Origin of the sequence: Bradyrhizobium sp. SK17, assembly GCF_002831585.1 — a bacterium.
GTDB lineage: Bacteria > Pseudomonadota > Alphaproteobacteria > Rhizobiales > Xanthobacteraceae > Bradyrhizobium.
Window position 1 is genome coordinate 805,092 of the sequence record NZ_CP025113.1, and the last position, 22,770, is coordinate 827,861.

Genomic DNA, 22,770 nt, shown 5'->3' on the forward strand with positions numbered 1-22,770 from the left:
CGCGCCGGTACGCGATAGCGCCGCCATTGCTGGCGAGAGGCGGCGTGCAGGATTTCGGAATACTGGAAATGTACCCCTGATTTGCCCGACGCGTCAAGTCGCCTGACCGAGCAGCGATGGCCGCCGGCTGCTTTGCATGGGGTTGTTTTCGAAATTTAGGCAGCACGCACCGCGGCGGTCCCGCAAGCGGGACGAGAAGGGCAGCATCGCCGCGGTTCAGCCTGCCTTCACCGCGCGCCTCACCCCTTCGGCACGGGCTGCCGCCGCGCCGGGCGGGTCATCGCCTCGAGCTCGAGCAGCTGGTTGAGCTGGTCCTCGGTCAGGAGCTTCTCCTCCAGCACGATGTCGGCGACCGAGCGGTTCTCCTTCAGCGCGCGGCGTGCCACGCGCGATGAGGCCTCGTAGCCGAGCGCCGGTGCCAGCGCCGTGATCAGGCCGATCGAGCCCTGCACCAGGCTGCGGCAGCGCTCGCGATCAGCCTCGATGCCGTCGACGCAGCGCTTGGTCAGCGTATCGATCGCCGCCGTCAGCATGCGCAGCGAGCTCAGCACGCAATAGCCGATGGTCGGCTCGAAGGCGTTGAGCTGGAGCTGGCCGCCCTCCGCGCACATCGTCACCGTCAGGTCGTGGCCGATCACCAGGAAGGCGACCTGGTTGACCACCTCCGGGATCACCGGGTTGACCTTGCCGGGCATGATCGACGAGCCGGCCTGCACCGCAGGCAGCCGGATCTCGCCGATGCCGGTGCGCGGCCCCGACGACAGCAGGCGCAGGTCGTTGCAGATCTTCGATACCTTGACCGCGACGCGCTTCAGCACGCCGGAGAACAGCACGAAGGCGCCGAGATCGGAGGTCGCCTCGATCAGGTTGGAGGCCAGCACCATCGGCTGGCCGGACAGCCGCGACAATTCCTCGACCGCGAGCGCCGCATAGCGCGGATCGGCGTTGATGCCGGTGCCGATCGCGGTGGCGCCGAGATTGACCTCGCGGAACAACGAGGAGATCTCGTTGAGCCGCGCGACGTCCTCCTTCACGGTGGCATGGAAGGCATCGAACTCCTGGCCGAGCGTCATCGGCACCGCGTCCTGAAGCTGGGTGCGGCCCATCTTCAGCACATCGGCGAATTCCACCGCCTTGCCCTTGAAGGCATAGGCGAGGTCGTCGAGCGCGCGCACCAGCGGCTGGGTGGCGAAGATCACCGCGAGCCGCAGCGCGGTCGGATAGGCGTCGTTGGTCGACTGCGCCATGTTGACGTCGTCGTTCGGATGCAGCGCGTGATAGTCGCCGGGCTTGCGGCCCATCAGCCGCAGCGCGACGTTGGCAATCACCTCGTTGGCGTTCATGTTGGTGGAGGTGCCGGCGCCGCCCTGGATCGCGTCGACGACGAAGGACTCGGCATAGACCTTGTCGGTCGCGATCTCGGTGCAGGCTCTGTCGATCGCATCGGCCTTCTCCGGCGCGAGATAGCCGAGGCGCTTGTTGGCGCGGGCCGCCGCCTGCTTCACCAGCGCCAGCGCGCGGACGAATTCCGGGAAATGGCCGACCGGCACGCCGGTGATCGGAAAGTTCATCACCGCACGCTTGGTGTGGATGCCCCACAGCGCGTTGGCCGGCACATCGTCCTCGCCGAGCAGGTCGTGCTCGGTGCGGGACTGCGCCTGCTCGATCGGCACCGTCCGGACCGTCGCGATGGCAAGCTCGCTGACGCCGCCGCCGTCGCCGGACGCCGGCGCGGCCCCTGCGGTGTTGGTCTCAACCTTCGATTCGGCCATCGATCCCTCCGTTGCGTGCTGCAAATGCCGTCGTCAGCGACACCGACCATGATGCGCCGGGCAAGCGGCGAAAGCCAATGCCTATCGGCAAACTCTTGCACACTGACGAACCGAATTGAGGCCTTATCTTATCCGCCATGATAACAACAACTTATGACTCCATTCCGTGGTTCGCCACGCGCCGGGGCCGGCTGCTTTCACCGTCACGTCATCGCGTGCTAGATCAGCACCGATTGGCGCAAGGGCGCTGCCGACACTGAACGAACCAAGGACCACTACCGTGTCCAACAACAATGAAACGATGACGCTCAAATTCCGCTGCCCGGCGGAGCTCGAGGGCAAGATTCCGGCGCCGGTGCCCGCATCACTGGGACTTCCCGGATGGCTCAAGGCGATGCCGACGCAGGCGTTCAATGCGATGAGCAATCGCGAAGAAGACACCGTCAAGCGCTGCCCGCCATTCGTCGATGCGATGACGTCGGGTTTCCTGTTGCCGCTGATCTGCGATCTCAAGGTCGAGAATGGCGAGATGACTTGGGACAACGACCTTCCGGCCGGGGGCATGCTCGAATTCCCGCGCTCGCCGGTCGGATTCCACGATGAAAGCCAGGTGGTCGGCTCCCCGCTGTTCGAGCCCGACCGCTTCGTGGTCAAGTTCGTCAATCTGTGGACCATCGAGGCGCCGCCGGGCTACTCGGTGATGTTCACGCATCCGGTCAATCGGTTCGACCTGCCGTTCACCACGCTGACCGGCATGGTCGATTGCGACCTGTTTCACGACGGCTGGGTGCATTTCCCGGCACGCTGGCACGACACCAATTTCAGCGGCATCCTGCCCAAGGGCACGCCGGTCGCGCAATGCTACCCGGTGAAGCGCGAAAACTGGGTCGCGCAGACAATTGCGATGACGCCGGATGAAACGTCGCGCGCACAGGACTTGTCCACCAGGATGGCCCGCGAGCCCGGACTCTATCGCCGCCAGTTCAGGTCATAGATCGGGCGAGCGCACGGCGATAACGGGTGTGGGTGCGGACCCTTCCCGTCGTCGTCCCGGCCTTCGCCGGGACGACACGGAGTTTGTCGCACAGCCGTCCCCTCGAACCGCCCTAGCTCAGAAATTTCTTGAACCCGCTGGGACGGAAGAAGAAGCGGCCATGCGATGACATGCTCAGCGCGGCGGTCGTACGGCCGATCATTTGCGGCCGACCGCGCAGCGCCAGGCGCAAATTCGCTTCGCCCGCCGCGCGGTCGCCCATTTCCAGCAGACTGGCGGAGAAGCTGAGACGCGCCAATGGGTCGTCGGGACGTTGCGCCACCACCTGGCGGTAGAGATCCGCGGCACCAGCGTAATCGCCATCGAGCAGCAGGACGCGCGCGAGCGCGGCCAGGACGTCGGGATGCCCCGGCGCTGCCGTGCGCAGCTTCTCCAGAATCGCGCGCGCCCGGCCGCGCTCATTGCGCTGGGGCAGCAACTGCGCGAGCAGGAGTTGAAACTCGAGGCTGCCGGGCGCGAGAGCAAGCGCGCTCTCGATGACGACTACCGCCTCGTCGATGCGGCCGTCCGCGTGCAATTGCCCTGCCAGCGCCTGAAATGAGGGCAGGTACGGCGGCCGCCGCGCCGTGGTTCGCCGCAACACCTCGATCGCCTCGCTGCGGCGGCCGGCGCCGCCGAGCGCCGCGCCGAGCAGGGTTTCGAGGCCGGGATCCTCGACGCGGCGGGTGGCTCGCTCCAGCGGCGCGATCGCCTCCTCGTTGCGGTTCTGGATCATCAGCGCCCGCGCCAGGATCGAGGCCGCGCCGATATCGTTGCGGTTTGCCTTCAAGACCTCGGCCGCCAGCCGCTCGGCTTCGACGATCTGCCCCATCTGCAAGGCGACCACGGCGCGCTGCAGGAGCGGGGACGGCCCAGGACCGCGGTTGGCGGAGGGGGGCGGAGGTTTCGGCATGCGATGGTCCTGCGATGGCATCCCAGCCGTTATCACTGCCGCCGACAGAGCGTCCAGCGAAAGTCGCATCCGGCCGCAGGCCGGGACCTGACACCGAAATACCGCCCGGTTCCAGAACGCCCGAACGGGCCGATCTTGAGGCATGTCCGCGGCAGTCAGGGGGAGGTGCCGAACCACCCTCTCCGGTACGATTTTTCGACTGTTTAACCTATTCGACCTAGCTTGCGTTGCAGAAACTGGGCCCGCCTTGATGTTCGCAACGACCCTCGAAACAATTCAATCGACCGCCTCGAAGCGATCGGCTTATGTCAGGGGAATCTTCGTCCTTCTGGCGATCGCCATCGTCCTGAAGACCGCGTGGTTCGCCCGGCTGGGCCTCGGACAGCACCGCGAGCTGGTCGACTTCGATGCCTTCTACATCGTCGCAAAGCTGGTGTGGCAAGGCACGGTCGATCAAGCCTACCAGTTCGCGAAGCTCCTCGTGATCCAGCGAGAGGCGTCGGGCGGGCACGACAGTCTGATGCCCTGGACCTATCCCCCGCAATTCAGCCTGTTGATGGCGCCATTCGCGCTGATCCCGGTCGGGATCGCCTACCTGCTGTTCGCGACCTCGACGCTAACGCTCTACCTTGCCGTGCTGCGCCGCATCGCCGGAAGCCAGTTCGTTCTTGTCCTCATCGTCTTCTTTCCGACGATCGGAATTACGCTGGCGTGCGGCCAGAACGGCTTCCTCACGGCTGCGCTGATCGGGCTGGTTTGCCTTTACTTCGAGGAGCGACCGGTTGTCGCCGGGGCGGCTCTCGGCCTCATGATCATCAAGCCGCACCTCGCCATTGCGTTCGCGGTCTACGCCGTGCTGCGACGCTCCTGGGTCGTCGTCGGCACGGCCGCCGCCGTCGTGCTGGCCAGCTCGGCGCTCTGCACGGCAGTGTTCGGCACGCAGATCTGGAGCGCGCTGCTACAGAGCGTGCGCGACTCGTCGGCTTTCCTGGAGCAGGGCTATTATCCGCTGTATCGCATGATCTCTGGCTACGCGGCGTTGAGAACCGCGGGGCTGCCCGCCTTCGGATCATTTCTCGGCCAGGGCGTCGTCGCCGTCCTCGCGCTCGGCATCGTGCTCATCGCCGTGTACCGAAAGATACCGGTGCGCGAGAGCCTCGGCCTGACCGCAATCATCTCGCCGTGCATCAGCCCCTATGCCTACGACTATGACTTCCTGATCTTCGGCATTGGTCTCGCCATGCTGTTGCCGTCGCTGCTCGCCAACGCGCGTGAGTGGGAGCGTGACGTGATTTATTTCCTGCCGATTCCGATCGGCGCCCTCGGCTACGTGCGGGCGGAGCAGATGGCAACCTCCCACAGGGACATGCAGTGGCTCGACGTGCTATCGATCGGAGCCTTCATGATCATTCCATTGATCGGGCTTATCGTCGGAATCCTGCTCGTGCGCCGCTCAAAAACCGAAGCGCCGCGGTCCGTCCCGACGCAGGGACCGCTTGCGAGGGTTTGAGCCGCCACGCTATCGAATCACGAAACGTACGGCACCACGCCGCGCTCATTGCGCGTTCATTTCAAGACGATCCCGCGCCGGCAGCGTCGGCCCAAACGCCTTCAGTGCGCTGGCAACGACCTTCGGATCCGCCGCCGGCGTGATGTAGAACACCACATCGCCCTGCTCGCCCGTGACCGGAATTGTGTGCAGGGTTGCGACCTTCTTCCAGGCGGCCGGCACGCCTTTTGGAAACCAGCTGTCGTAGATCATGGCGACGCCGACATGGTACTCGTCGGCGAGCGCGGCCATCTCGCCTGGACCGTAGCGGTCGGCGAGCTTCGCCTTGCGCACGCGCTCCGAACCGAGCCCCCAGAGATCCAGCACGAAGTCCGGATCTTTCCAGGCGACCAGCCCAAGATCATTGACGGCGACTGGCCCCTTGTAGAGCTGTTGGGCAAACCGGCTCAGCTGATAATGCTGCTCGTAGATGCCGCGTGCGGCGAACGGCGTCTCCAGCGCGGCACTGACGTAGCCCACGCTGACGAAGCCGGCCAATGCGACGCTGACGAGCGTAGCGGCAGTCCATTGCGGCGCGCTGAGGCGGGTCCTGGCATGCGCCACGGCATAGAGCAGGGCCAGCACCGCGAGCGCCATGACGTAGACTTCATATCGATAGAACCAGCCATACTGACCAAAAGCGAGATGCGCGCCGATCGCGGCGAGCACCGTTGCGCAGACGATCAGCGCGCCCCGATCCGAGCGCAGCGGCCACATTGCGCAGGCAAGCGCGAGACCGAGCAGCATCAACCGGAAGCCGGTGGGGTCATCGAAGCTGGCGGCGAGATTGTGCAGGATGGGAGCGAACGTCGTGGTTCCTTCATACGCCGTCTCTGCGACATGCGACTTGAGCAACACCGAGCTCGGCAGAAGCGGGAGACCCAGCGAGGCCATCCGCGCGAAGTATCCCGCGATCGCCGCCAGCGCAAAGGCCGCGCCCTCGAAACGAATGAGCGGCAGCAGCACGAGCGCGACGAAATGCACGGGGGTCGGCGCTCGGCCACGCGCGGCCTCGGTGAGGCCGCCGAAGGTCGCGACCGTGGCCCAGACGTGAACACTGTGCTCCATGCCGGTCAACGGCAAGGCGATCGCGCTCGACGAGAGAATCGCCAGCAGTGCGACGAAAACGCAGAGCGGCTTCCCGCGCACGGGATCGAGCAGGCCCGCCGTTTCGAGAATGCGCAAGAAGGCCACGATCGTGCCGGCCGCCGCCGCGGCGTTGATCAAAAGCGGGCCAAATGCCCCGAGATGCAGCGCCTCGGTCACGACCAGCAGATAGGGCCAGATGATCGAGGAGCTCGGCGACGAGTATTCGGACGCGTTGACGCCGTAACCGCCGGACCGGATGTGATCGGCGACGGCGAGATGGATGTAGGGATCATCCAGCGTGAAGATGAGCCGGCCATCGCAGAGTATGACGCTGAAGATCAGCGCCGTCGCGAACAGGCCGAGCCACAGCAATGCCGCCAGCAGCGGGACGCTTCGCCAGATCGCGGCGGATCGCGGCAACGGCGCGCGGTCGGCGGCGACGCCGGACATCAGATGCGCATCCGCTTGAAGATCGCCTCCGGCAGCGCGCAGATCACGGCCATCACCAGTTGAAAGCGTCTCGCCACGTAGATCACGTCACGCGGCTTCGTGACGTCGGCCCGGAAGATATCCTCGGCGACCCGATCCGGATCGACGGTGAGCGGCGCCGGCAGCTTCATATGCGCCGTCATCTTGGTGCGCACGAAGCCGGGCTTGACGGTGACGACGCGAACCTTGCCCGCCAGCGCCAGGCGGTTGCGCAGCCCGGACAGGAATTGCGAGAAGCCGGCCTTGGCCGCGCCGTAGTAGTAGTTCGAGGCCCGGCCTCGGTCGCCGGCGACCGAGCTGACCCCGACGATGGTTCCCGAGCCACGTTTCTCGAAGGCTTGCGCGAACTGTTCGAGCAGCAGGCTCGGCGCCTCGAAATTCGTGCGCATGATCGTCGTCGCGAGCTCCGGATCGGTCTGGGCCCGCGGCTGATCGCCGAGCTCTCCGACGACGCACACAACGGAGTCGGGAAGCACGGGAAGGGCGGCGATGAAGCCGGCGAGTTGCGCGGTCTGCAGCACGTCCAGCGCCTGGACCGACGTCTCGACGCCGCTTCGCGTCCCGATATCGTCCGCATTGCGCCGTGCCGCCTCGAGATCGCGAGCGGCGAGCATCACGCGCCAGCCTTCCTTGGCGTAGCGCAGCGCGGTCGCATGCCCGATATCCGAGCTGCCGCCAATCACCAGAATTGATCTTGTGCCGGTCATCAAACTCCAAGCCGTGCTGAAAGGTGAGATGCAAGGCGCGTATTCGCGCCGGTCTGCTGACGGATATCCCGCAGGATCGCGAGGCCGGGATACCCGGATTCGAATGTCGTGCGCGACTGGCGCGCGTCCTTGGCGAGGTAGAGCCGGCCGCCGGCCTGGACCACCAGCGCGTCGAGCTGGTCGAGAAACGCGAACAGCGTGGCGGTGACGGGGAAATCCATTGTCAGGGTGTAACCGCGGAGCGGGAACGACATCGGCCCGCCGCCCTCGCCGAGTTGCTTGAGCACGGCAAGAAACGACGCATCGCCGCGCCGGGAGACCCGATCCAGCATTTCGGCGAGAACGGGACGCGCGCGGCCTTGCGGGATCACGCACTGATACTGCACGAAACCGTGTCGCCCGTAGATCCTGTTCCAGTCGGCGATCGCATCGAGCGGAAAGAAGTAAGGGTCCCAATGCACCAGCCGCTGTTCGCCCTGATGCGCGGCGCCGCGGCGGAAGTACAGCTCGTTGAACGCCCGCATCGACGCCCGGTTGAGCAGCCATCCGGGAAACAGTTCCGGGACCGACAGCCGCTGGTAGCGTGGGCGCGGGAACGGCTCGAGGTCGGGTCCGAGCCTATCCTTGTCGCGGCGCGTGGCGTGCTCGGCCAGATAGACCAGCGACCGTCCAAGCGCTGTGCCGCGCGCGAGGCAATCGATCCAGGCCACCGAATAGGTGGTCGATGCGCTGCCTTCCAGCTGATCGATCGCCGCGTCGAGATTGCTGGCGACGCGGGTGTCCTGCCGCAGCCAGCCGGTCTCGATCGGCAGCAGCCGCAGCGTCGCATCGAGGATCATGCCGGTCAGGCCCATGCCGCCGAGCGTCGCCGCGAACAGCGCGGCGTTCTCCGAGCGTGAGCAGGTGACGATCTCGCCGCCCGGCAGCGCGAGGCGGAACGACTCGACGATGGTGCCGAAGCCGCCATCGCGATGATGGTTCTTGCCATGGACGTCGGCCGCAATCGCACCGCCGACCGTCACGAATTTGGTGCCCGGCACGACCTGGAGGAAGAAGCCCCACGGCTCGAAGGTCGCCAGGATGTCGGCGATGGTCACGCCGGCTTCCACTGTCAGTTGGGCAGTCGCAGCGTCGAAGCTGCGCATCCGGTTCAGGCCGCGCGACGAGATCGTGGATTGCGCGCCGATCGCCGCATCGCCATAGGCGCGGCCTGCTCCACGCGCGATGACGCCGGTCCGCGCCAGCAGCTGGTCGCGCGCGCCGGCGGGCGTCTGCGGCGCCAGCAGTTCGGTCGGCACTTTGGGATAGTTGCCCCAGCCGGACAGGCCAATCCCCTCAGGGCTGGAAGCCGCCATCGCACGTCCTGGCAATACAGCCGCCGGCATCGCTAGATGGCGGCAAGCATGATGACGCCGATCGCGCCGAGGGCGACCCAGCTGGCGCGATCCTTCAGCGCAAACGTCACCGGATCGTCGTCGATCAACCCGCGCTGCGCGAACAACATCACGCGGCTGATCCAGTACATCAATATCGGACAGCCGGCCCAGAGCAGTTGCGGATAGCTGTAAAGCGCGCGAACCGTATCGGACGAGATGTAGAGCGTGAAGATCACGACGGCATTGAAACCGGATGCTGCCGCAAGGATCGCGACCATCGACTTGTCGTCGACCTGGTAACCGCGCGCAGCGAGCACCGCGCCGTCCGGCTGGCTAGCGAGCTCGATGTAGCGCTTCACGAGTGCCAGCGACATGAAGATGAACAGTGAGAATGCCAGCAGCCATTCCGATATCGGCACGTCGATGGCGACCGCGCCGCCGATCACGCGAACGGTGTAAAGCGTCGCCAGCACGACCACGTCTACGGTCACGATACGTTTGAGCCAGAACGAATAGGACGTGGTCAGCACCAAGTAGCCGAAAAGCACACCGCAAAACTCGACCGATATCGAGAGGGCGATCGCGAACGCCACGGCCAGCACCAGCCCCATCGCGCCCACGGCCTGCGACGCCGGGACGACGCCGCTCGCAATCGGACGGCTGCGCTTGGTCGGATGCGCACGATCGGCCTTGATGTCGAGCAGATCGTTCAGGATGTAAGCGGCCGACGCGCAGAGCGAGAACGCGACCACGGCAAGCAGCGACGTCGCGGCCGATGCGAGCGTGAATTTGTGCGCGGTCAGGAGCGGCACCATCACCAGCGCGTTCTTGGCGTATTGATGCACCCGGAGCAGTTTCAGCCAGTTGCGCACGCTGGCGCGCGTGGGCCCTGCCGGCTCGGATCGCCCGGGGCGCACCACGCGCGACGCGGAGCCGCGGAGTGCGACCGTCGTGCTGCCGATGTAGTCAAAACCCTGATTGAGCAAGGGCGGCAGATGTTCGCGCGGCACCGCCGACGATTGGCCGCCCGGTCCGGCGCCCCATGCGGTGAACACGCCGAGATGCGCCGCGACCGCGCTGACGAACGGCTCGGGATAGGTTTCCGAGCACAGATAGACCGGGCGGCCCTCGCCCAGTACCTGCAACAGGAACGTCACGACGTCGTGGTCGAACCGCGCACCGGACGGATCGAAACCCGGCGCATCAGTGCCATGCCCCGGTCCCGCTTCCGGTCCAAGCGCCGCGGCAACCGCGGCAGTGATCGCGCGAAAGCGGGTGCTCAGCCCGGCAATCCCCAGCGGAAGCGCGCTTTCCGGGACCATCACCTCGTCGAGGTCGACGACAAGCGGCCGCAGCGTTGAACGCGGCGGATCGCGAGGGGCGGCGCCGTCCCTCTGCTCAACCCGTTCTGGAACGCTCGCTCGCATGCGCGTGGTCTTCCGGTGCCCCGCCCCATAGTCCCGGGCTTTCCCTAATTTGGGATGAACTCGCTGGGTGAGCTTTGGGGGCCGGACGCCGGGGGGGGCCGATCGCACTGCGGGCGCGCTTCCGGCGCGATTTGGCGCCGTCAGGCGGAGAATGGCGATCCCGGGAAGACTCGAACTTCCGACCTACGGTTTAGGAAACCGTCGCTCTATCCGGCTGAGCTACGGGACCGCGAGCCCGCGTCGCATCCCATATCAAACGCAACGCGTGATCGCCAGCCTGTCGCGAGGTCCCTGATGGGTGAAGTTGTGGCCCGCAGCGGTGCCGTTCGAGCGGCCGAAACGGCTCTCTCGAGGGATTTCCAGGAGCAGTTCCCGACGAAAGCCCGTCCCGACTGCACGTTCGGGACAGGCTTTCATCAGGGTTTTACAGCCGAAGCGAGGGCGAGATCACGCCAACGCAGAAGAATCGCGGCGACGATAGGCCACGAAGCCGAGCGCGGCGAAGCCGATGATCATCATCGCCCAGGTCGAGGGCTCGGGCACCGACGAAACCGTGGAATTGACGTCGAGAATGACCGTGTCACCCGTATTGAACGTCAGATTGGCCCAGGCAGTTCCGATATGTGTCGAGTCGAATGTCACGTCACTTGCGTTGAATGTCGACCCGGTAAGAATCGACGATGGGTCCAGCGTGACGCTGGTAAAGGCGGGAAGCCCGGCACCAGCCGTCAGAAGTGCGCCGTTGTCGATGACAACCCCGTTGCTGTTGTAGGACGTGCCGGAAGGACTCCAGGTCGTATCGCTCAGATACGTGAAGGTGATCTGATTTCCGGACGCGCTGACCGTGAAGTAGTTGAAGAACTGCGCGCTGCCGCCCGGCAATGTGAGGGTGCTCGGGCTCCCGGGGCCGCTATATGCGCCGCCGTATGAATAGTACTGGAAACCCAGCGTTCCACTGTCAAACGTTGCGGCGCTTGCGGTCCCGAGCGAGCCTAGTGTCAGTGCGGCAACCACACTCGCCGAGAGTAATGACTTAATTGCCATGTGCCTCTCCTGATAATATTAAATACTTCCAATAAATCGATTTAATACCTCCAAGGTCGACTGTGTCAAGATACCGCCGACACAGGACTACCTGGAACTGAAAATCGCAGCGCCGTGCACGAACTGCACCAAACCGCAGTAGTTTCAATCCCTTGCATGGTACGCGGCGGAGCCCCCCGCCGCTACGCCGCCTGGCCGACCGATTTCGACGGCGAGCCGATCGTGGCCGCTGGCCCGCGTGCCGGCATAAACTCCAGCGCTCCGTCTTTCAGCGAACCGAAACGCAGGGTGACGAGATCCAGCGCATAGTTCTGGTAGAGCCGCCACGGCCGGCGCGAGCCCTGCTTCGGGAATCTGGCGGCCGCGCGCTGGATGTAGCCTGAAGAAAAATCTACCCAGGGCAGTTCGGTGACGTCAGGATCGTTCCGCCGCGGCGTGACCTGCGCGTAGCCATTCGCCTTCATGTGGTTGAGCATGCGGCAGACATATTCGCAGGTCAGGTCGCATTTCAGCGTCCATGACGCGTTGGTGTAGCCGAAGGCGGCAGCGAGGTTCGGCACACCGCTGTACATCAGCCCCTTGTAGTTCATGGTCTTCGACAGATCGACGTCAGCGCCGTCGACCTTGATCTCGAGCCCGCCAAGCACCTCGAGATCGAGGCCGGTCGCGGTGACCACGACATCGGCGTCGAGCGCATTGCCGCTCTTGAGCTTGATGCCGCCGGGCGTGAAGGTCTCGATCTGGTCGGTGACGACGGACGACGCCCCGCTGCGCAGCGATTGAAAGAGGTCGCCGTTCGGCACCAGGCAGAGCCGCTGGTCCCACGGATTGTAGCGCGGCGTGAAATGCGTCGCGACGTCGTAGTCGGGACCAAGCGCGTGGCGCACGCCGCCGAGGATCAGCTTCTTCACGCGCTCCGGATCGCGCTTGCAGAGCCGGTAGAAATACATCCCGAACAGCACATTCTTCCAGCGGGTGAGACCATAGGCGAGCTTGGCCGGCAGCCGCGCGCGCAGCCAGTTGGCAACCTTGTCCTCGTCAGGCCGCGCCACGACATAGGTCGGCGAGCGTTGCAGCATCGTGACATGGGCGGCGGTCTTGGCCATTTCGGGGACCAGCGTCACCGCGGTCGCGCCGCTGCCGATCACCACCACCTTCTTGCCCGCGTAGTCGATGTCACCGGTCCATTTCTGCGGATGGACGACGCGGCCGGCGAAGTCGGCAATACCGGGGAAGTCGGGCGTATAGCCGTGCTCGTATTTGTAGTAGCCACTGCACATGAACAGGAAATTGCAGGTCAGACGTTCGATGGTCTTCTCCGGCCCGCGCTCGACCTCGACCGTCCATCGTGAATCCGCGGACGACCAGTCGGCGCGCACGACGCGGTGGTTGAAGCGGATCTTCTGGTCGATGCCGTACACGCGCGCCGTCTCGCGGACATAGTTCAGGATCGAGGGTCCGTCCGCGATCGCCTTCGGCGCGGTCCACGGCCGGAACGAATAGCCGAGCGTGTACATGTCGGAGTCGGAGCGGATGCCGGGATAGCGGAACAGATCCCAGGTGCCGCCGATGCAATCGCGGCCTTCGAGAATGGCGTAGCTGCGGTCAGGACAGTTGGTTTGCAGATGATAGCCGGCGCCGATGCCCGACAGCCCGGCCCCTACGATCAACACGTCGAAATGCGCGGACATGCCCTGACCCTCCCGTGGCAGAATTGACAATCCGTATTGTCAGATAACTTGACATCTGACAATGGCTCATGTCAATACCCTTCCATGGCAAGCAGCCGGAAAGCCCGCCTCTACGGCGGCATGGACGCCGAGGAACGCCGCACCGAGCGGCGGCTCAAGCTGATCGACGCGGCGGTCGAGGTCTATGGCGAGGTCGGCTACCGCGGCGCGACGGTCAAGGCGATCTGCGAGGCGGCCGAACTGACCGAGCGCTATTTCTACGAGTCTTTCGCCAACAGCGAGGCCCTGCTGATCGCCGCCTACGGCCATGTCGTCGGCCATTTGCACGCGGAGATGACCGCTGCCGCTGCGGCTGCCGGCGACGACGCCGAAGCAAGACTGCGCGCCGCGCTGACGCTGTATTTCACACGGCTGAAGCAGCACCCGAAGCCCGCGCGGGTCTTCCTGCTGGAAATCTCCGGCATCAGCCCGGCAGTCGATGCCGTCAAACACGATGCGGGGCGTGTCTTCAGCGACATCCTGGTGCCGCCAAGGCGCGATTCGAAACGCGGCGACAATGCCGCGACGGCCGCGCTGCTCTCGATCGGCATGGTCGGTGCCGTGATCTCGATCGCACTGCGCTGGGTGTCGAGGCAATATCCGCAACCGATCGAGGACGTCGTTGCAATCGCCGCCAGCTTCTGCCGCGTGGCATTGAACGGGACCGATCACCGCATCGGGTGAGGTGAACGATTCAAGTCGAATTGTTCCAATCCGCCAGCGCCGGACGATCAGAATTCTTCCAATCATTCCAATGATGCACGCCGCTGTGTTCCATCAGACACAGGGGCCGATCGCAGTTCCAAAGGGTTGGCGAATTCGTCGGGTTCCTGGGTGACAAGCGTCACTAAAATGACGACAATCCGCTCACTCTGTGTCGTTCGGGTTTGGTTGCAATGTCCGTGATGCCGTCACGATCATCGACGTTGGCTGTTGCCGTTTTCGTCGCCGCTGTCACGCTGGCGCCCATCACTGCGCATGCGCAATGGTGGCGCAGCGGGCCGAAGGATTTCGAGGATTGCGCCGACCTCGCCGAAAAGGCGAAGACCAAGGAAGACAAGACCGCGCAACTCGCCGATTGCAACGCCAAGTTTGCCGGGCGCCGCAAGGTGGGCGGCGGCTACACCTATTACGACTTCATGCAGGACCGCAGCTTCGACATCGCCGGTCCCAATCCGACGCCGGACGAGCAGAAGAAGATCGACCAGGAATATACCGGCTACCTCGAGACGCAGCGTCGCTCCAGCATCGTAGCGGCGTTCAACGCCAAGCAGCTCGAGCGGCAGGAAAAGCAGCGCGAGCAGGCGCCGCGGATCCAGCAGGCGTCATTGCACAGCGAGCCGGTGCGCAGCGAGCCGGCGAAAATCCCGGTCCCGGTTGCACGACCGAGCAAGCCGCGGGTCGCGGCCGTCCCCGTTCCCGAGGCGCGACCGCGGGTGCGCAGCTGCGTGAAGGGTACCTTCTCCTGCGACTGGCCGCGGCTCTCGGACGGATTGAACGATCTGAAGAAGCTGTTCACGCCGCCCACGCTGTCGCCGACCAAGCTCGCGAAGCGCAACTGATCTCGCAATATCAGTCGGTGATCACCATCGCCCAGAACCTGCGGTACGGCGACTTCGGATTGTCGACGAAGGCGACACCGACACGCTTGGCGCCCGGCATCAGCAGGTTCTCGCGATGACCCGGCGAATTCTCCCACTGCTTCAGCATCTCGGCGAAGGCGATGAAGCCGGCCCCGATGTTTTCAGCGGCACGCTGCTTCTTCAGCGGCGCGATGCGCGTGAAGAAGCTGCCGCCCGCGGAATGACTGACCGAGCCGGTCGCCGACATCGCCTGCGCCTGCTTCAGCGCCATCGCATTCAGCTTCGCGTCGAGCGTCACCGCAGGCATCCGATTGGCGCGCCGGTACGCACTGATCGAACCGGCATAGTCGGTGGCGTCAGCGGCCACGGTCAGGCCGAGCACAAGGGTCAGCGCGAGGAATACTGATCTCATCTCAAGTCGTCGGATCATGGCGCCAAAAGCGATGTGGTTGTCGATGTCGTACCCGTCATGCGAAGATGATCGGTGCAGGACGAGCGATCATCTATAGGGGATCCACACGTGAGCGAACAGCAATCATCGCCATTTCACGCGATCAAGGCGATCGACTATACTGTGATCTTCGTGCGCGACATGACGGCGATGCGCGGCTTTTATGAGGATATCCTCCGATTCCCGCTGATCCGCGAGCTGTCGCCGAACTGGATCGAGTTCCGTGTCGGCGGCAACACGCTGGCGCTCGCGAAACCGAGCCGCACCGCTGACGATGCACCGATACCCGGCGGCAGCGCCGCGCTCCAGATGGCGTTCAAGGTGCTGCCGGCCCAGGTCGATCAATGCGCGGACGAACTGGTGCGCCTGGGTTTCGCGCTGCTGTCGCCGCCGACCAACCAACCGTTCGGACACCGCACGCTGTTCTTCCGCGATCCCGACGGCAATCTGCTCGAAATTTACGCGGATATCTAGCCGTGGAGGTCTTCTTTGCGATCAACGCGTGCGACCGCGCTTGTGGTGGCGATGCGCGATCGGCTTGTGCGCAGGCATGGCTGATTGGCTCGATGCCCCGGCGGCCACGCGCTGCTCCCGCAAGCGCGCATCGTAGCCCGGCGATGGGGTGACTGTCGGCGGCGCCGCGCGAACCGGGCCAAAGCCAAGCGCGACAAGCGTGAGCAACATGATGCAAGATCGTTTCATGATGTCACCTCCCCGGTTGTCCATCGCGAATCTGCTCCGGTGTCAGCCCCGGTGATCCCTTGCCGTCTGCCTCCGCCGCCCGAACCAGCGCGATGACGCGGCGCGACAACGACGCGTCGAGGCCGCGGCGATCCGCGATCGCGGCAATCACGCCCTGAAGGTAATCGATCTCGGTGCGCCGGCCGCGTTGCAGATCCTCCCACATCGAGGAGCGCGCCTCGGGATCGATCTTCATGGTGCGGCCGAGCAGCATGCCGAACAGTGAGTCCGGCAGCCGCAGCAATGGCGGCATCCAGCCCGACGGCAGCGGCGTCGGCGATACCGGCACGATGCCTTCGGCGTGCACGGCGGCGATACCCTCGGCCATCTGGTCGGCGAGCAGCCGGCGCCAGCCGCGCTGCGCGAGCTGCTGCCGCAGCGGAATGTCGGACAGCGCATTGAGCGCATTGTTGAGATTGACGATCAGCTTGCCCCATTGCACGCCGTCGATATTGGCGGTGCTGCTGATCGCAAGACCGGACACCGACAGCCCTGCCGCGGTGCCGGCATCATCCTGCGCGATCACGATGTCGCCCGACGTCGAGCGATGGAAGCGACCGTCGCCGAGCGCGACCACATTGAACGGCACCATGCCGCCGAGCACCTTGCGCCCCGGCAGGCCGTCGCGCAGCACCGGCAAATTGCCGACGCCATTCTGCAGGCTGACCACCACGGCGTCAGAAGGCGCGTGGCGGGCGACCAATTCGGCCATCTCGCGTGTGTCGGCGCTCTTCACCGTCACCAGCACCGTCTGAACATCGTGCAAGATCGATGGATCGTCGGATAGTGTGAGTCGGTCCGCGGATACCGTCTGCTCGGAGCCGTCGAAACTGCTGACCCGCAGGCCGCCGGCGGTGATCTCCTGGATCAGCCGTGGCCGCGCCAGCAGCGTGACGCGGCGGCCTGCGGCGGCCAACATGCCGCCGACGAAGCAGCCGATGCTGCCGGCGCCCGCGATGCCGATCGACCGGTCCCGGTTCATCTGGCTAAATGTCTGTTCATCGCAACTCGATAGCAGACCGGGGACTGTCTGCCTATTTCGATGCGCCACGGCCCCCGATGCCCCGCCTTGTAACCGTCATGGGCCGAAGCTATGTTTCCGGCACGGGGCACGGTTGCGGCAGGAGACGATCATGGGTTTACTCGACGTACTCAACGGCATGCAGAACGGGCCCCGCGGTCCGAGCGCGCCAAGCACATCATCCGACAGTTCGAGCGGCGGCGGCATGTCGCCAATCACGATGGCCATCATGGCGCTGCTCGCCTGGAAGGCGGTCAAGCATTTCTCCGGCGGCCAGCCGGGCGCGACCGCCCCTGACCCGCGGCCGGAGCAGGCGCCGCCGCTTCCCGGCAATGTGACCGCGAGCCTGCCCGGCGGAGCCGGCGGTGGCGGTCTCGGCGACCTGCTCAAGGGCGGACTCGGCGGCCTGCTCGCGGGCGGTGCGGCCGGCAGCGTGCTCAGCGGCGGCCTCGGCGATCTGCTCAATCAATTGCAGCAAAAGGGCCAGGGCGACGCGGCCAGTTCATGGGTCAGCAACGGTCCCAACAAGCAGATCTCGCCCGGCGACCTCGCCAACGCGCTTGGCGCGGATCAGATCAACTCGCTGGCCTCGCAGAGCGGCTTGTCGCGCGACGAACTGCTACAGGGGCTCAGCCAGTACCTGCCCGACGCGATCAATCATCTGACGCCGGACGGACGGCTGCCGAGCGGCGACGAGCTGCACGGCAGGCTTTGACGGCAGCGTTGATTCCATCTGAGGAGGACGACAGTCATGGGCGGCATCATCTGGGTCATCATCGTCGGTTTTGTCGCGGGGATCATCGCGCGGTTCCTGTCGCCGGGGCCGAACAATCCAAGCGGCTTCATTCTCACGACGGTGCTCGGCATCGCCGGCGCGTTCCTCGCGACCTTCATCGGCCAGGCGATCGGCCACTACGGTCCCGAACAGGGCGCGGGCTTCATCACCGCCACGATCGGCGCGCTGGTGGTGCTGTTCATCTGGAATCGGCTGGTCGCGGCGCGCGTGATCCCGGATATCGGAAATAGATAGAACGCGTCACAACACGGCTTCAAAATCAAAATGCCCGGGCCAAAGCCCGGGCATTTTCGTTTTCGGCAAACGACTCGGACGCCGCATCACTGAATCAGGTGCATGCCAGCGTCCATGCGGACGAATTCGCCGGTCATGTTGCTCGACGCCGGGCTCGCCAGGAAGCAGACCAGATTGGCAATGTCCTCGGCCGTCGAGGCGACCTTCAGCGGCACCCGCGCGACCACCGCATCGCGCACCTGCTTGGCGCCGTCTTCGCCGCGGCCCTTGGTGAACCAGGGCGTATCGATGTAACCCGGACACACCGTGTTGACGCGGATCAATGGTGCCAGCGCGCGCGCCAGCGACTGCGTCATGGTGTTGAGTGCCCCTTTGCTCGCGGCATAGGCGACCGACGAGCCGCCGCCGGAAATGCCGGCGACCGAGGAGACGTTGACCACCGCCGAGGGACGGCCGGAAGCTTTCGCGCCGGCTTCGAGCAGCGCACGCGCCGCGCGGACCATCTGGAACGGGCCGATGGTGTTGACGGCATAGATGCGCTGGAAGTCTTCCGCGGTCAGGCCGTCGAGATTGTGATGCGGCACATGCTTGGTGGTGCCGGCATTGTTGACCAGCACGTCGACGCGGCCCCAACCCTGCGCGGCGGCCGCGATCTTCTTGCAGTCCTCGTCACGCGAGACGTCGCCTTGTACCACCAGCACCTCAGCGCCCTGCTTGCGGCAGAGCTCGGCCGTCGCCTCAGCCTCCGCCTTGCTGTTGGAATAGTTGATGATGATGCGCGCGCCCTGCGTGGCGAGGATTTGCGCGGTGGCGGCGCCGAGCCCTGATGCCGATCCCGTCACGATCGCGCACAAACCATCCTTGGACATCTGCATTTTCCTTGTTGTTGTGAGCCAGATGAATTCCGGCGATGGCATACCATATCGCGCGGAACAGTATCTGCAAACCGCGCCTATCCTACGTGTAGGCGTTCAGACCCTTTTGCAGGCCGGCCCATTGCGCCTCGTCATGGCCGCAGATGATCTTGACGCCGGATGCTTCGAGTCTTGCGATCTCCTCCAGCGAGTTCAGGAACTGATCGACGTCGAGGCTGTTCCGCGGCGAGACCCGCTGGTCGAGATTGGCGCGCACGCTGAGCGAGTCTGACGCGAGCAAATACTCGCCGCTCTGATCCAGCTTGACCAGCGCGCCGGTCGTGCCCTTCGAATGTCCCGGCAGCGGGATCAGCGTCAACCTGCCGTCGCCGAACACATCCATCTGCCTATCGAAGATTTCCGTCTTCAGCGGATGATCCCAATCCGCCTTGATGTATCCGCGATCGAACGCGTTATCGGCCTTCGCCGCCTCGATCTCGAGCGCGTGGACGAAGACCGTCGCCTTCTTGAAGAAGGCATTGCAGCCGCAATGATCAGTGTGCAGGTGAGAACAGATCACCACGTCGATATCGTCGGGACCGAGGCCGACGGCCTTCAGGCTGGTCAGCACGTGATCGTCCGCCGGCATGATCGGCTGCATGTATTTGGCGAGCGTGCCGAGCCGGCCTTCCGGATCGGTCGCAACGTCAGGATGACATCCGGTGTCGAACAGCACGTTGCCCTGGGCATGCCGCAACAGCACGCAGGACACCGGAAGGTCGATCATCTCGCCGCGCGCCGCATCGGGAAGATAGGTCCGCTTCGACATCCGCAAGCGCCCGCCGGATAACATATGCATCTTCATCGCATCACCTCTGATTTTGAGTTCAAACTACATATGAGTTTTATAGAAACTCATAATAGATTTGACAGCATCTTATTCGCGCCTATAGCTTCCGCGCAACGTCGCGATCGCATCACCATGCGCTCAACGAAGCAGCCGCCTCTCCGGCCCGCGTCGTTGACATCGATCAGCGGTCGCCCAAGGGAAGTTTCGCCACGATGTACACCGTGTTCAGCGTGTTCGCTGCGACGTCCGATCCGGCAGCGTTCAAACCCTTTCTCTGCATTCCCGCGCGGCCCGACCGCGCATATTTTCCCGACGGCGTCGAACTGTCCTATGGCGACATCGCGCGGCAGGTCTGCGCATTACGCGACCGGTATCGCGCATCCGGCTTCGGCCATGGGCATCGCGCCTGCCTGCTGCTGGAGAACCGGCCCGACTTCATCGTGCACTGGCTGGCGCTCAACAGCCTCGGCGTCTCGATCGTTCCGATCAACCCGGCCTATCGCGCCGTGGAAATCGAATATCTCATTGCGCATGCCGAGCCCGATTTGATCGTCACGCTGCACGATCAGAAGGAGTTACAGAAGGCGCTGACCGGCGCGGTGCCCGTGCTTGAGGTGTCTGGTGACGACCTCGGCGCAAGCGCGACGCAGATCCCGCGCGCCAAGCGGCCGCCACCTCGCACCGGCGAACCGGGAAGCGAGACCGAGGCCGCGCTTCTCTACACGTCAGGCACGACGGCGCGTCCGAAAGGATGCATCCTGACCAACGAATACGTGGTCTCGACCGGCCGCTGGTACATCGGCCGCGGCGGCGAGGCGACATATCATGCCGGTACGGAGCGGCTCTACAGCCCGCTGCCGCTGTTCCACATGGCCGGCCTGACGCTGACGCCGATCGCGATGATGCTGACCGGCGGTTGCCTGATCCTGCCCGAGCGCTTCAACGCCAAATTTGCCTGGCGCGACATCGTCGCCTGCCGGGCCACCGTGCTGCACTATCTCGGCGTCATCGTCGCGGCCCTGCTCGCCCAGCCGGAGACGCCGGACGAGAAAGCCCATGCGCTGCGCTTTTCGATGGGCGTCGGCGCCAATCCCGAGCAGCGCGCACGTGCACGCGACCGCTTCGGCATCCCGTTCGTCGAGGGCTGGGGCATGACCGAGACCGGGCGCAGTCCGTTCAACACCGTCGAGCCGCGCCACCTCGAAACCAACACCATCGGCCGCAGCGAGCCGGGCCTCGAGATGACCATCCTCGATGGCGACGACAATCCGCTGCCGCCGGGCTCGGTCGGCGAACTCTGCGTGCGTCACTCGGAGGCAACGCCGCGGCGCGGCTTCTTCGCCGGCTATCTCAGGGATCCCGAGGCGACCGAGCAGGCCTGGCGCGGCGGCTGGTTTCACACCGGCGACAGCGCCTGGCAGCACGCGGACGGCGCCTTCGTTTTCGTCGATCGCCTCAAGCATCTGGTCCGCCGCGCCGGCGAGAACATCTCGGCGGCGGAGGTCGAAGCCGTGCTGACCACGTCCGGGCTGGTCAAGCAGGTGGCGGTCGTCGCCGCGCGCGATCCGATCCGCGACGAGGAGGTCGCGGCGTTCATCGTGACCGATGACGGTGCCACGGCCTCACGCGAGCTTGCGCAGGACATCTTCCAGTTCTGCCGCGAACGCCTCGCGGCTTTCAAGCTGCCGGCGTGGATCGCCTTCGTCACCGAGTTGCCGCTGACCTCGACCAACAAGATCCTGAAGCACGTGTTGCTCGGCGCAGACCGGGACCCGCTATCGCATCCCGGCATGATCGACCTGCGGCAAGAGAAAGCCAACGCCATCAGGCAATCGAACTAGAGGAAACGAACGACAATGAGATCGACCTACGGATGGATCGCCGCGAGCGCCGCAATCCTGTCTGCCGCCTTCGCCACACCATCCCGCGCGCAGATCTCCGACGACATGGTGAAGATCGGCGTGCTGACCGATCAGGCCGGCCTTTACGCCGACGCTGCCGGCCCCGGAGCGGTCGAAGCGGTCCGGATGGCGATCGCCGATTTCGGCGGCAAGGTGCTGGGCAAGCCGATCGCGATGGTCGATGCCGACCATCAGAACAAGGCCGACGTCGGTGCCGGCATTGCGCGGCGCTGGTACGAGCAGGAAAATGTCGACGTCATCGTCGATTTCGCCAACTCCGCCGTCGCCTTCGCCGTGCTCGAACTGACCAAGCAGAAGAACAAGGCGATGCTGGTGTCGTCGGCCGGCTCGTCCGATCTGACCGGAAAGGGCTGCTCGCCGAATTCGGTGCAGTGGACCTACAACACCTACGCGCTCGCCAACAGCACGGTGCGGGCGCTGGCGAAGGAAGGCGCCAAGAGCTGGTATTTCGTCACGGTCGACTACGCCTTCGGCCACGCTTTGCGCAACGACGCGGCCAGGACCGTGGAGAAGGTCGGCGGCAGCATCGCCGGCGAGGTCCGGCATCCGCTCAACAGCATGGATTTCTCGTCCTATCTGCTACAGGCCCAGAGCTCGAAGGCCGACGTGATCGCCTTCGCCAACACCGGCGGCGACCTCGCCAATTCGATCCGGCAGGCGCAGGAATTCGGCATGGCGCAGCAGCAGAAGCTCGCGGCCTTCCTGATGCAGACCAGCGACATCCACGCGATCGGCTTGCAGGCGGCGCAGGGACTGCAACTCGCGACCGCCTTCTATTGGGATCTCGACGACAAGACCCGCGATTTCGCCGCGCGCTACATGGCGAAGACCAAAAAGCGGCCGACCATGGTTCAGGCCGGTCTCTACTCCGCGGTCATGAACTATCTCAAGGCGGTCGAGAAGTCCGGCACCGACGAAGGCCCCAAGGTGATCGCGCAGATGAAGAACATGCCGATCGACGACTTCTTTGCGCGCAACGCCTATCTGCGCGAGGACGGCCAGCTGATCCATGACATGTATCTCGTGCAAGTGAAATCGCCGGCGGAATCCAAGGGTGCCTGGGACTACGAGAAGCTGCTTCAGGTCATCCCGGGCAAGGAAGCATTCGCGACACCAGAGGAAAGCGCCTGCCCGCTGCTGAAGAAATGACCGCCATCACGTCCCCACACACCACGAGCAAGGCTGGACA

The 22,770-nt window shown here is 64.8% G+C and carries 20 protein-coding genes, 1 tRNA gene and 1 pseudogene; 9 read left to right on the forward strand and 13 right to left on the reverse strand.

Annotation, left to right across the window (positions count from 1 at the left end):
* Positions 1 to 239: 239 nt before the first annotated feature.
* Positions 240 to 1,772, reverse strand: coding sequence for an aspartate ammonia-lyase (locus CWS35_RS03775; protein ID WP_100950854.1), 1,533 nt, complete (start codon positions 1,770 to 1,772; stop codon positions 240 to 242).
* Positions 1,773 to 2,073: 301 nt separating this feature from the next.
* On the opposite strand from CWS35_RS03775, the gene CWS35_RS03780 reads away from it, so the two are divergent.
* On the forward strand, positions 2,074 to 2,766 hold the full coding sequence (locus CWS35_RS03780) for a hypothetical protein (protein ID WP_029879500.1): 693 nt from the start codon (positions 2,074 to 2,076) through the stop codon (positions 2,764 to 2,766).
* Positions 2,767 to 2,878: 112 nt separating this feature from the next.
* Here CWS35_RS03780 and CWS35_RS03785 read toward each other — a convergent pair whose 3' ends face one another.
* A complete protein-coding gene (locus tag CWS35_RS03785; RefSeq protein ID WP_157817068.1) occupies positions 2,879 to 3,718 on the reverse strand; it encodes a lipopolysaccharide assembly protein LapB in 840 nt (279 codons plus the stop codon).
* Between the two features lie 142 nt (positions 3,719 to 3,860).
* Between CWS35_RS03785 and CWS35_RS03790 the strand changes: the two genes are divergently transcribed.
* On the forward strand, positions 3,861 to 5,228 hold the full coding sequence (locus CWS35_RS03790) for a glycosyltransferase family 87 protein (protein ID WP_245438854.1): 1,368 nt from the start codon (positions 3,861 to 3,863) through the stop codon (positions 5,226 to 5,228).
* 45 nt (positions 5,229 to 5,273) lie between these two features.
* Here the strand turns inward: CWS35_RS03790 and CWS35_RS03795 are convergent, their stop codons facing one another.
* The 7 genes and pseudogenes from CWS35_RS03795 to CWS35_RS03825 all read right to left on the reverse strand — a co-directional run bounded on the left by CWS35_RS03795 (position 5,274) and on the right by CWS35_RS03825 (position 13,090).
* Entirely contained in the window at positions 5,274 to 6,806 is a 1,533-nt protein-coding gene (locus CWS35_RS03795) for a hypothetical protein (RefSeq protein ID WP_100950859.1), read from the reverse strand.
* Positions 6,806 to 7,552, reverse strand: coding sequence for an SDR family oxidoreductase (locus tag CWS35_RS03800; RefSeq protein ID WP_100950861.1), 747 nt, complete (start codon positions 7,550 to 7,552; stop codon positions 6,806 to 6,808). The genes CWS35_RS03795 and CWS35_RS03800 overlap by 1 nt, the downstream gene beginning before the upstream one ends.
* Positions 7,552 to 8,907, reverse strand: a complete 1,356-nt coding sequence (locus CWS35_RS03805) for an FAD-binding oxidoreductase (protein ID WP_245438856.1) — start codon at positions 8,905 to 8,907, stop codon at positions 7,552 to 7,554. Before CWS35_RS03805 ends, CWS35_RS03800 begins: the two co-directional genes overlap by 1 nt.
* A gap of 32 nt (positions 8,908 to 8,939) precedes the next feature.
* Complete coding sequence (locus CWS35_RS03810) at positions 8,940 to 10,250, reverse strand: UbiA family prenyltransferase (protein ID WP_245438858.1); 1,311 nt, start codon at positions 10,248 to 10,250, stop codon at positions 8,940 to 8,942.
* 257 nt (positions 10,251 to 10,507) lie between these two features.
* Positions 10,508 to 10,584: transfer RNA gene (locus CWS35_RS03815), tRNA-Arg, on the reverse strand.
* 218 nt (positions 10,585 to 10,802) lie between these two features.
* Positions 10,803 to 10,901, reverse strand: a pseudogene (locus CWS35_RS40550) (PEPxxWA-CTERM sorting domain-containing protein); the annotation flags it as partial.
* Between the two features lie 680 nt (positions 10,902 to 11,581).
* A complete protein-coding gene (locus tag CWS35_RS03825; protein ID WP_100950869.1) occupies positions 11,582 to 13,090 on the reverse strand; it encodes an NAD(P)/FAD-dependent oxidoreductase in 1,509 nt (502 codons plus the stop codon).
* Positions 13,091 to 13,174: 84 nt separating this feature from the next.
* Between CWS35_RS03825 and CWS35_RS03830 the strand changes: the two genes are divergently transcribed.
* Both CWS35_RS03830 and CWS35_RS03835 read left to right on the forward strand, forming a co-directional pair.
* Positions 13,175 to 13,813 carry a TetR/AcrR family transcriptional regulator gene (locus CWS35_RS03830; protein ID WP_100950871.1) on the forward strand — a complete coding sequence of 213 codons (639 nt, stop codon included), beginning with the start codon at positions 13,175 to 13,177 and terminating at the stop codon, positions 13,811 to 13,813.
* A gap of 221 nt (positions 13,814 to 14,034) precedes the next feature.
* On the forward strand, positions 14,035 to 14,691 hold the full coding sequence (locus CWS35_RS03835; protein WP_100956000.1) for a hypothetical protein: 657 nt from the start codon (positions 14,035 to 14,037) through the stop codon (positions 14,689 to 14,691).
* A 10-nt stretch (positions 14,692 to 14,701) separates the two neighbouring features.
* Here CWS35_RS03835 and CWS35_RS03840 read toward each other — a convergent pair whose 3' ends face one another.
* Complete coding sequence (locus tag CWS35_RS03840) at positions 14,702 to 15,124, reverse strand: CAP domain-containing protein (RefSeq protein ID WP_100950873.1); 423 nt, start codon at positions 15,122 to 15,124, stop codon at positions 14,702 to 14,704.
* Positions 15,125 to 15,196: 72 nt separating this feature from the next.
* Here CWS35_RS03840 and CWS35_RS03845 point away from each other — a divergent pair, with 72 nt between their 5' ends.
* Positions 15,197 to 15,637 carry a VOC family protein gene (locus tag CWS35_RS03845; RefSeq protein ID WP_168226260.1) on the forward strand — a complete coding sequence of 147 codons (441 nt, stop codon included), beginning with the start codon at positions 15,197 to 15,199 and terminating at the stop codon, positions 15,635 to 15,637.
* A 232-nt stretch (positions 15,638 to 15,869) separates the two neighbouring features.
* Here CWS35_RS03845 and CWS35_RS03855 read toward each other — a convergent pair whose 3' ends face one another.
* Positions 15,870 to 16,886 carry a 2-dehydropantoate 2-reductase gene (locus tag CWS35_RS03855; RefSeq protein ID WP_100950878.1) on the reverse strand — a complete coding sequence of 339 codons (1,017 nt, stop codon included), beginning with the start codon at positions 16,884 to 16,886 and terminating at the stop codon, positions 15,870 to 15,872.
* A gap of 151 nt (positions 16,887 to 17,037) precedes the next feature.
* Between CWS35_RS03855 and CWS35_RS03860 the strand changes: the two genes are divergently transcribed.
* Entirely contained in the window at positions 17,038 to 17,640 is a 603-nt protein-coding gene (locus CWS35_RS03860; RefSeq protein ID WP_100956004.1) for a YidB family protein, read from the forward strand.
* Between the two features lie 36 nt (positions 17,641 to 17,676).
* Complete coding sequence (locus CWS35_RS03865) at positions 17,677 to 17,955, forward strand: GlsB/YeaQ/YmgE family stress response membrane protein (RefSeq protein ID WP_024582682.1); 279 nt, start codon at positions 17,677 to 17,679, stop codon at positions 17,953 to 17,955.
* 86 nt (positions 17,956 to 18,041) lie between these two features.
* Here CWS35_RS03865 and CWS35_RS03870 read toward each other — a convergent pair whose 3' ends face one another.
* Complete coding sequence (locus CWS35_RS03870) at positions 18,042 to 18,824, reverse strand: SDR family NAD(P)-dependent oxidoreductase (RefSeq protein WP_024582681.1); 783 nt, start codon at positions 18,822 to 18,824, stop codon at positions 18,042 to 18,044.
* A gap of 88 nt (positions 18,825 to 18,912) precedes the next feature.
* Positions 18,913 to 19,638 (reverse strand): N-acyl homoserine lactonase family protein, encoded by a 726-nt coding sequence (locus tag CWS35_RS03875; protein ID WP_245438860.1) that lies wholly within the window; start codon positions 19,636 to 19,638, stop codon positions 18,913 to 18,915.
* A gap of 233 nt (positions 19,639 to 19,871) precedes the next feature.
* On the opposite strand from CWS35_RS03875, the gene CWS35_RS03880 reads away from it, so the two are divergent.
* A complete protein-coding gene (locus tag CWS35_RS03880) occupies positions 19,872 to 21,500 on the forward strand; it encodes an AMP-binding protein (protein ID WP_245438862.1) in 1,629 nt (542 codons plus the stop codon).
* 15 nt (positions 21,501 to 21,515) lie between these two features.
* Positions 21,516 to 22,730 (forward strand): ABC transporter substrate-binding protein, encoded by a 1,215-nt coding sequence (locus CWS35_RS03885; RefSeq protein WP_024582678.1) that lies wholly within the window; start codon positions 21,516 to 21,518, stop codon positions 22,728 to 22,730.
* The last annotated feature ends 40 nt before the right edge of the window (positions 22,731 to 22,770 follow it).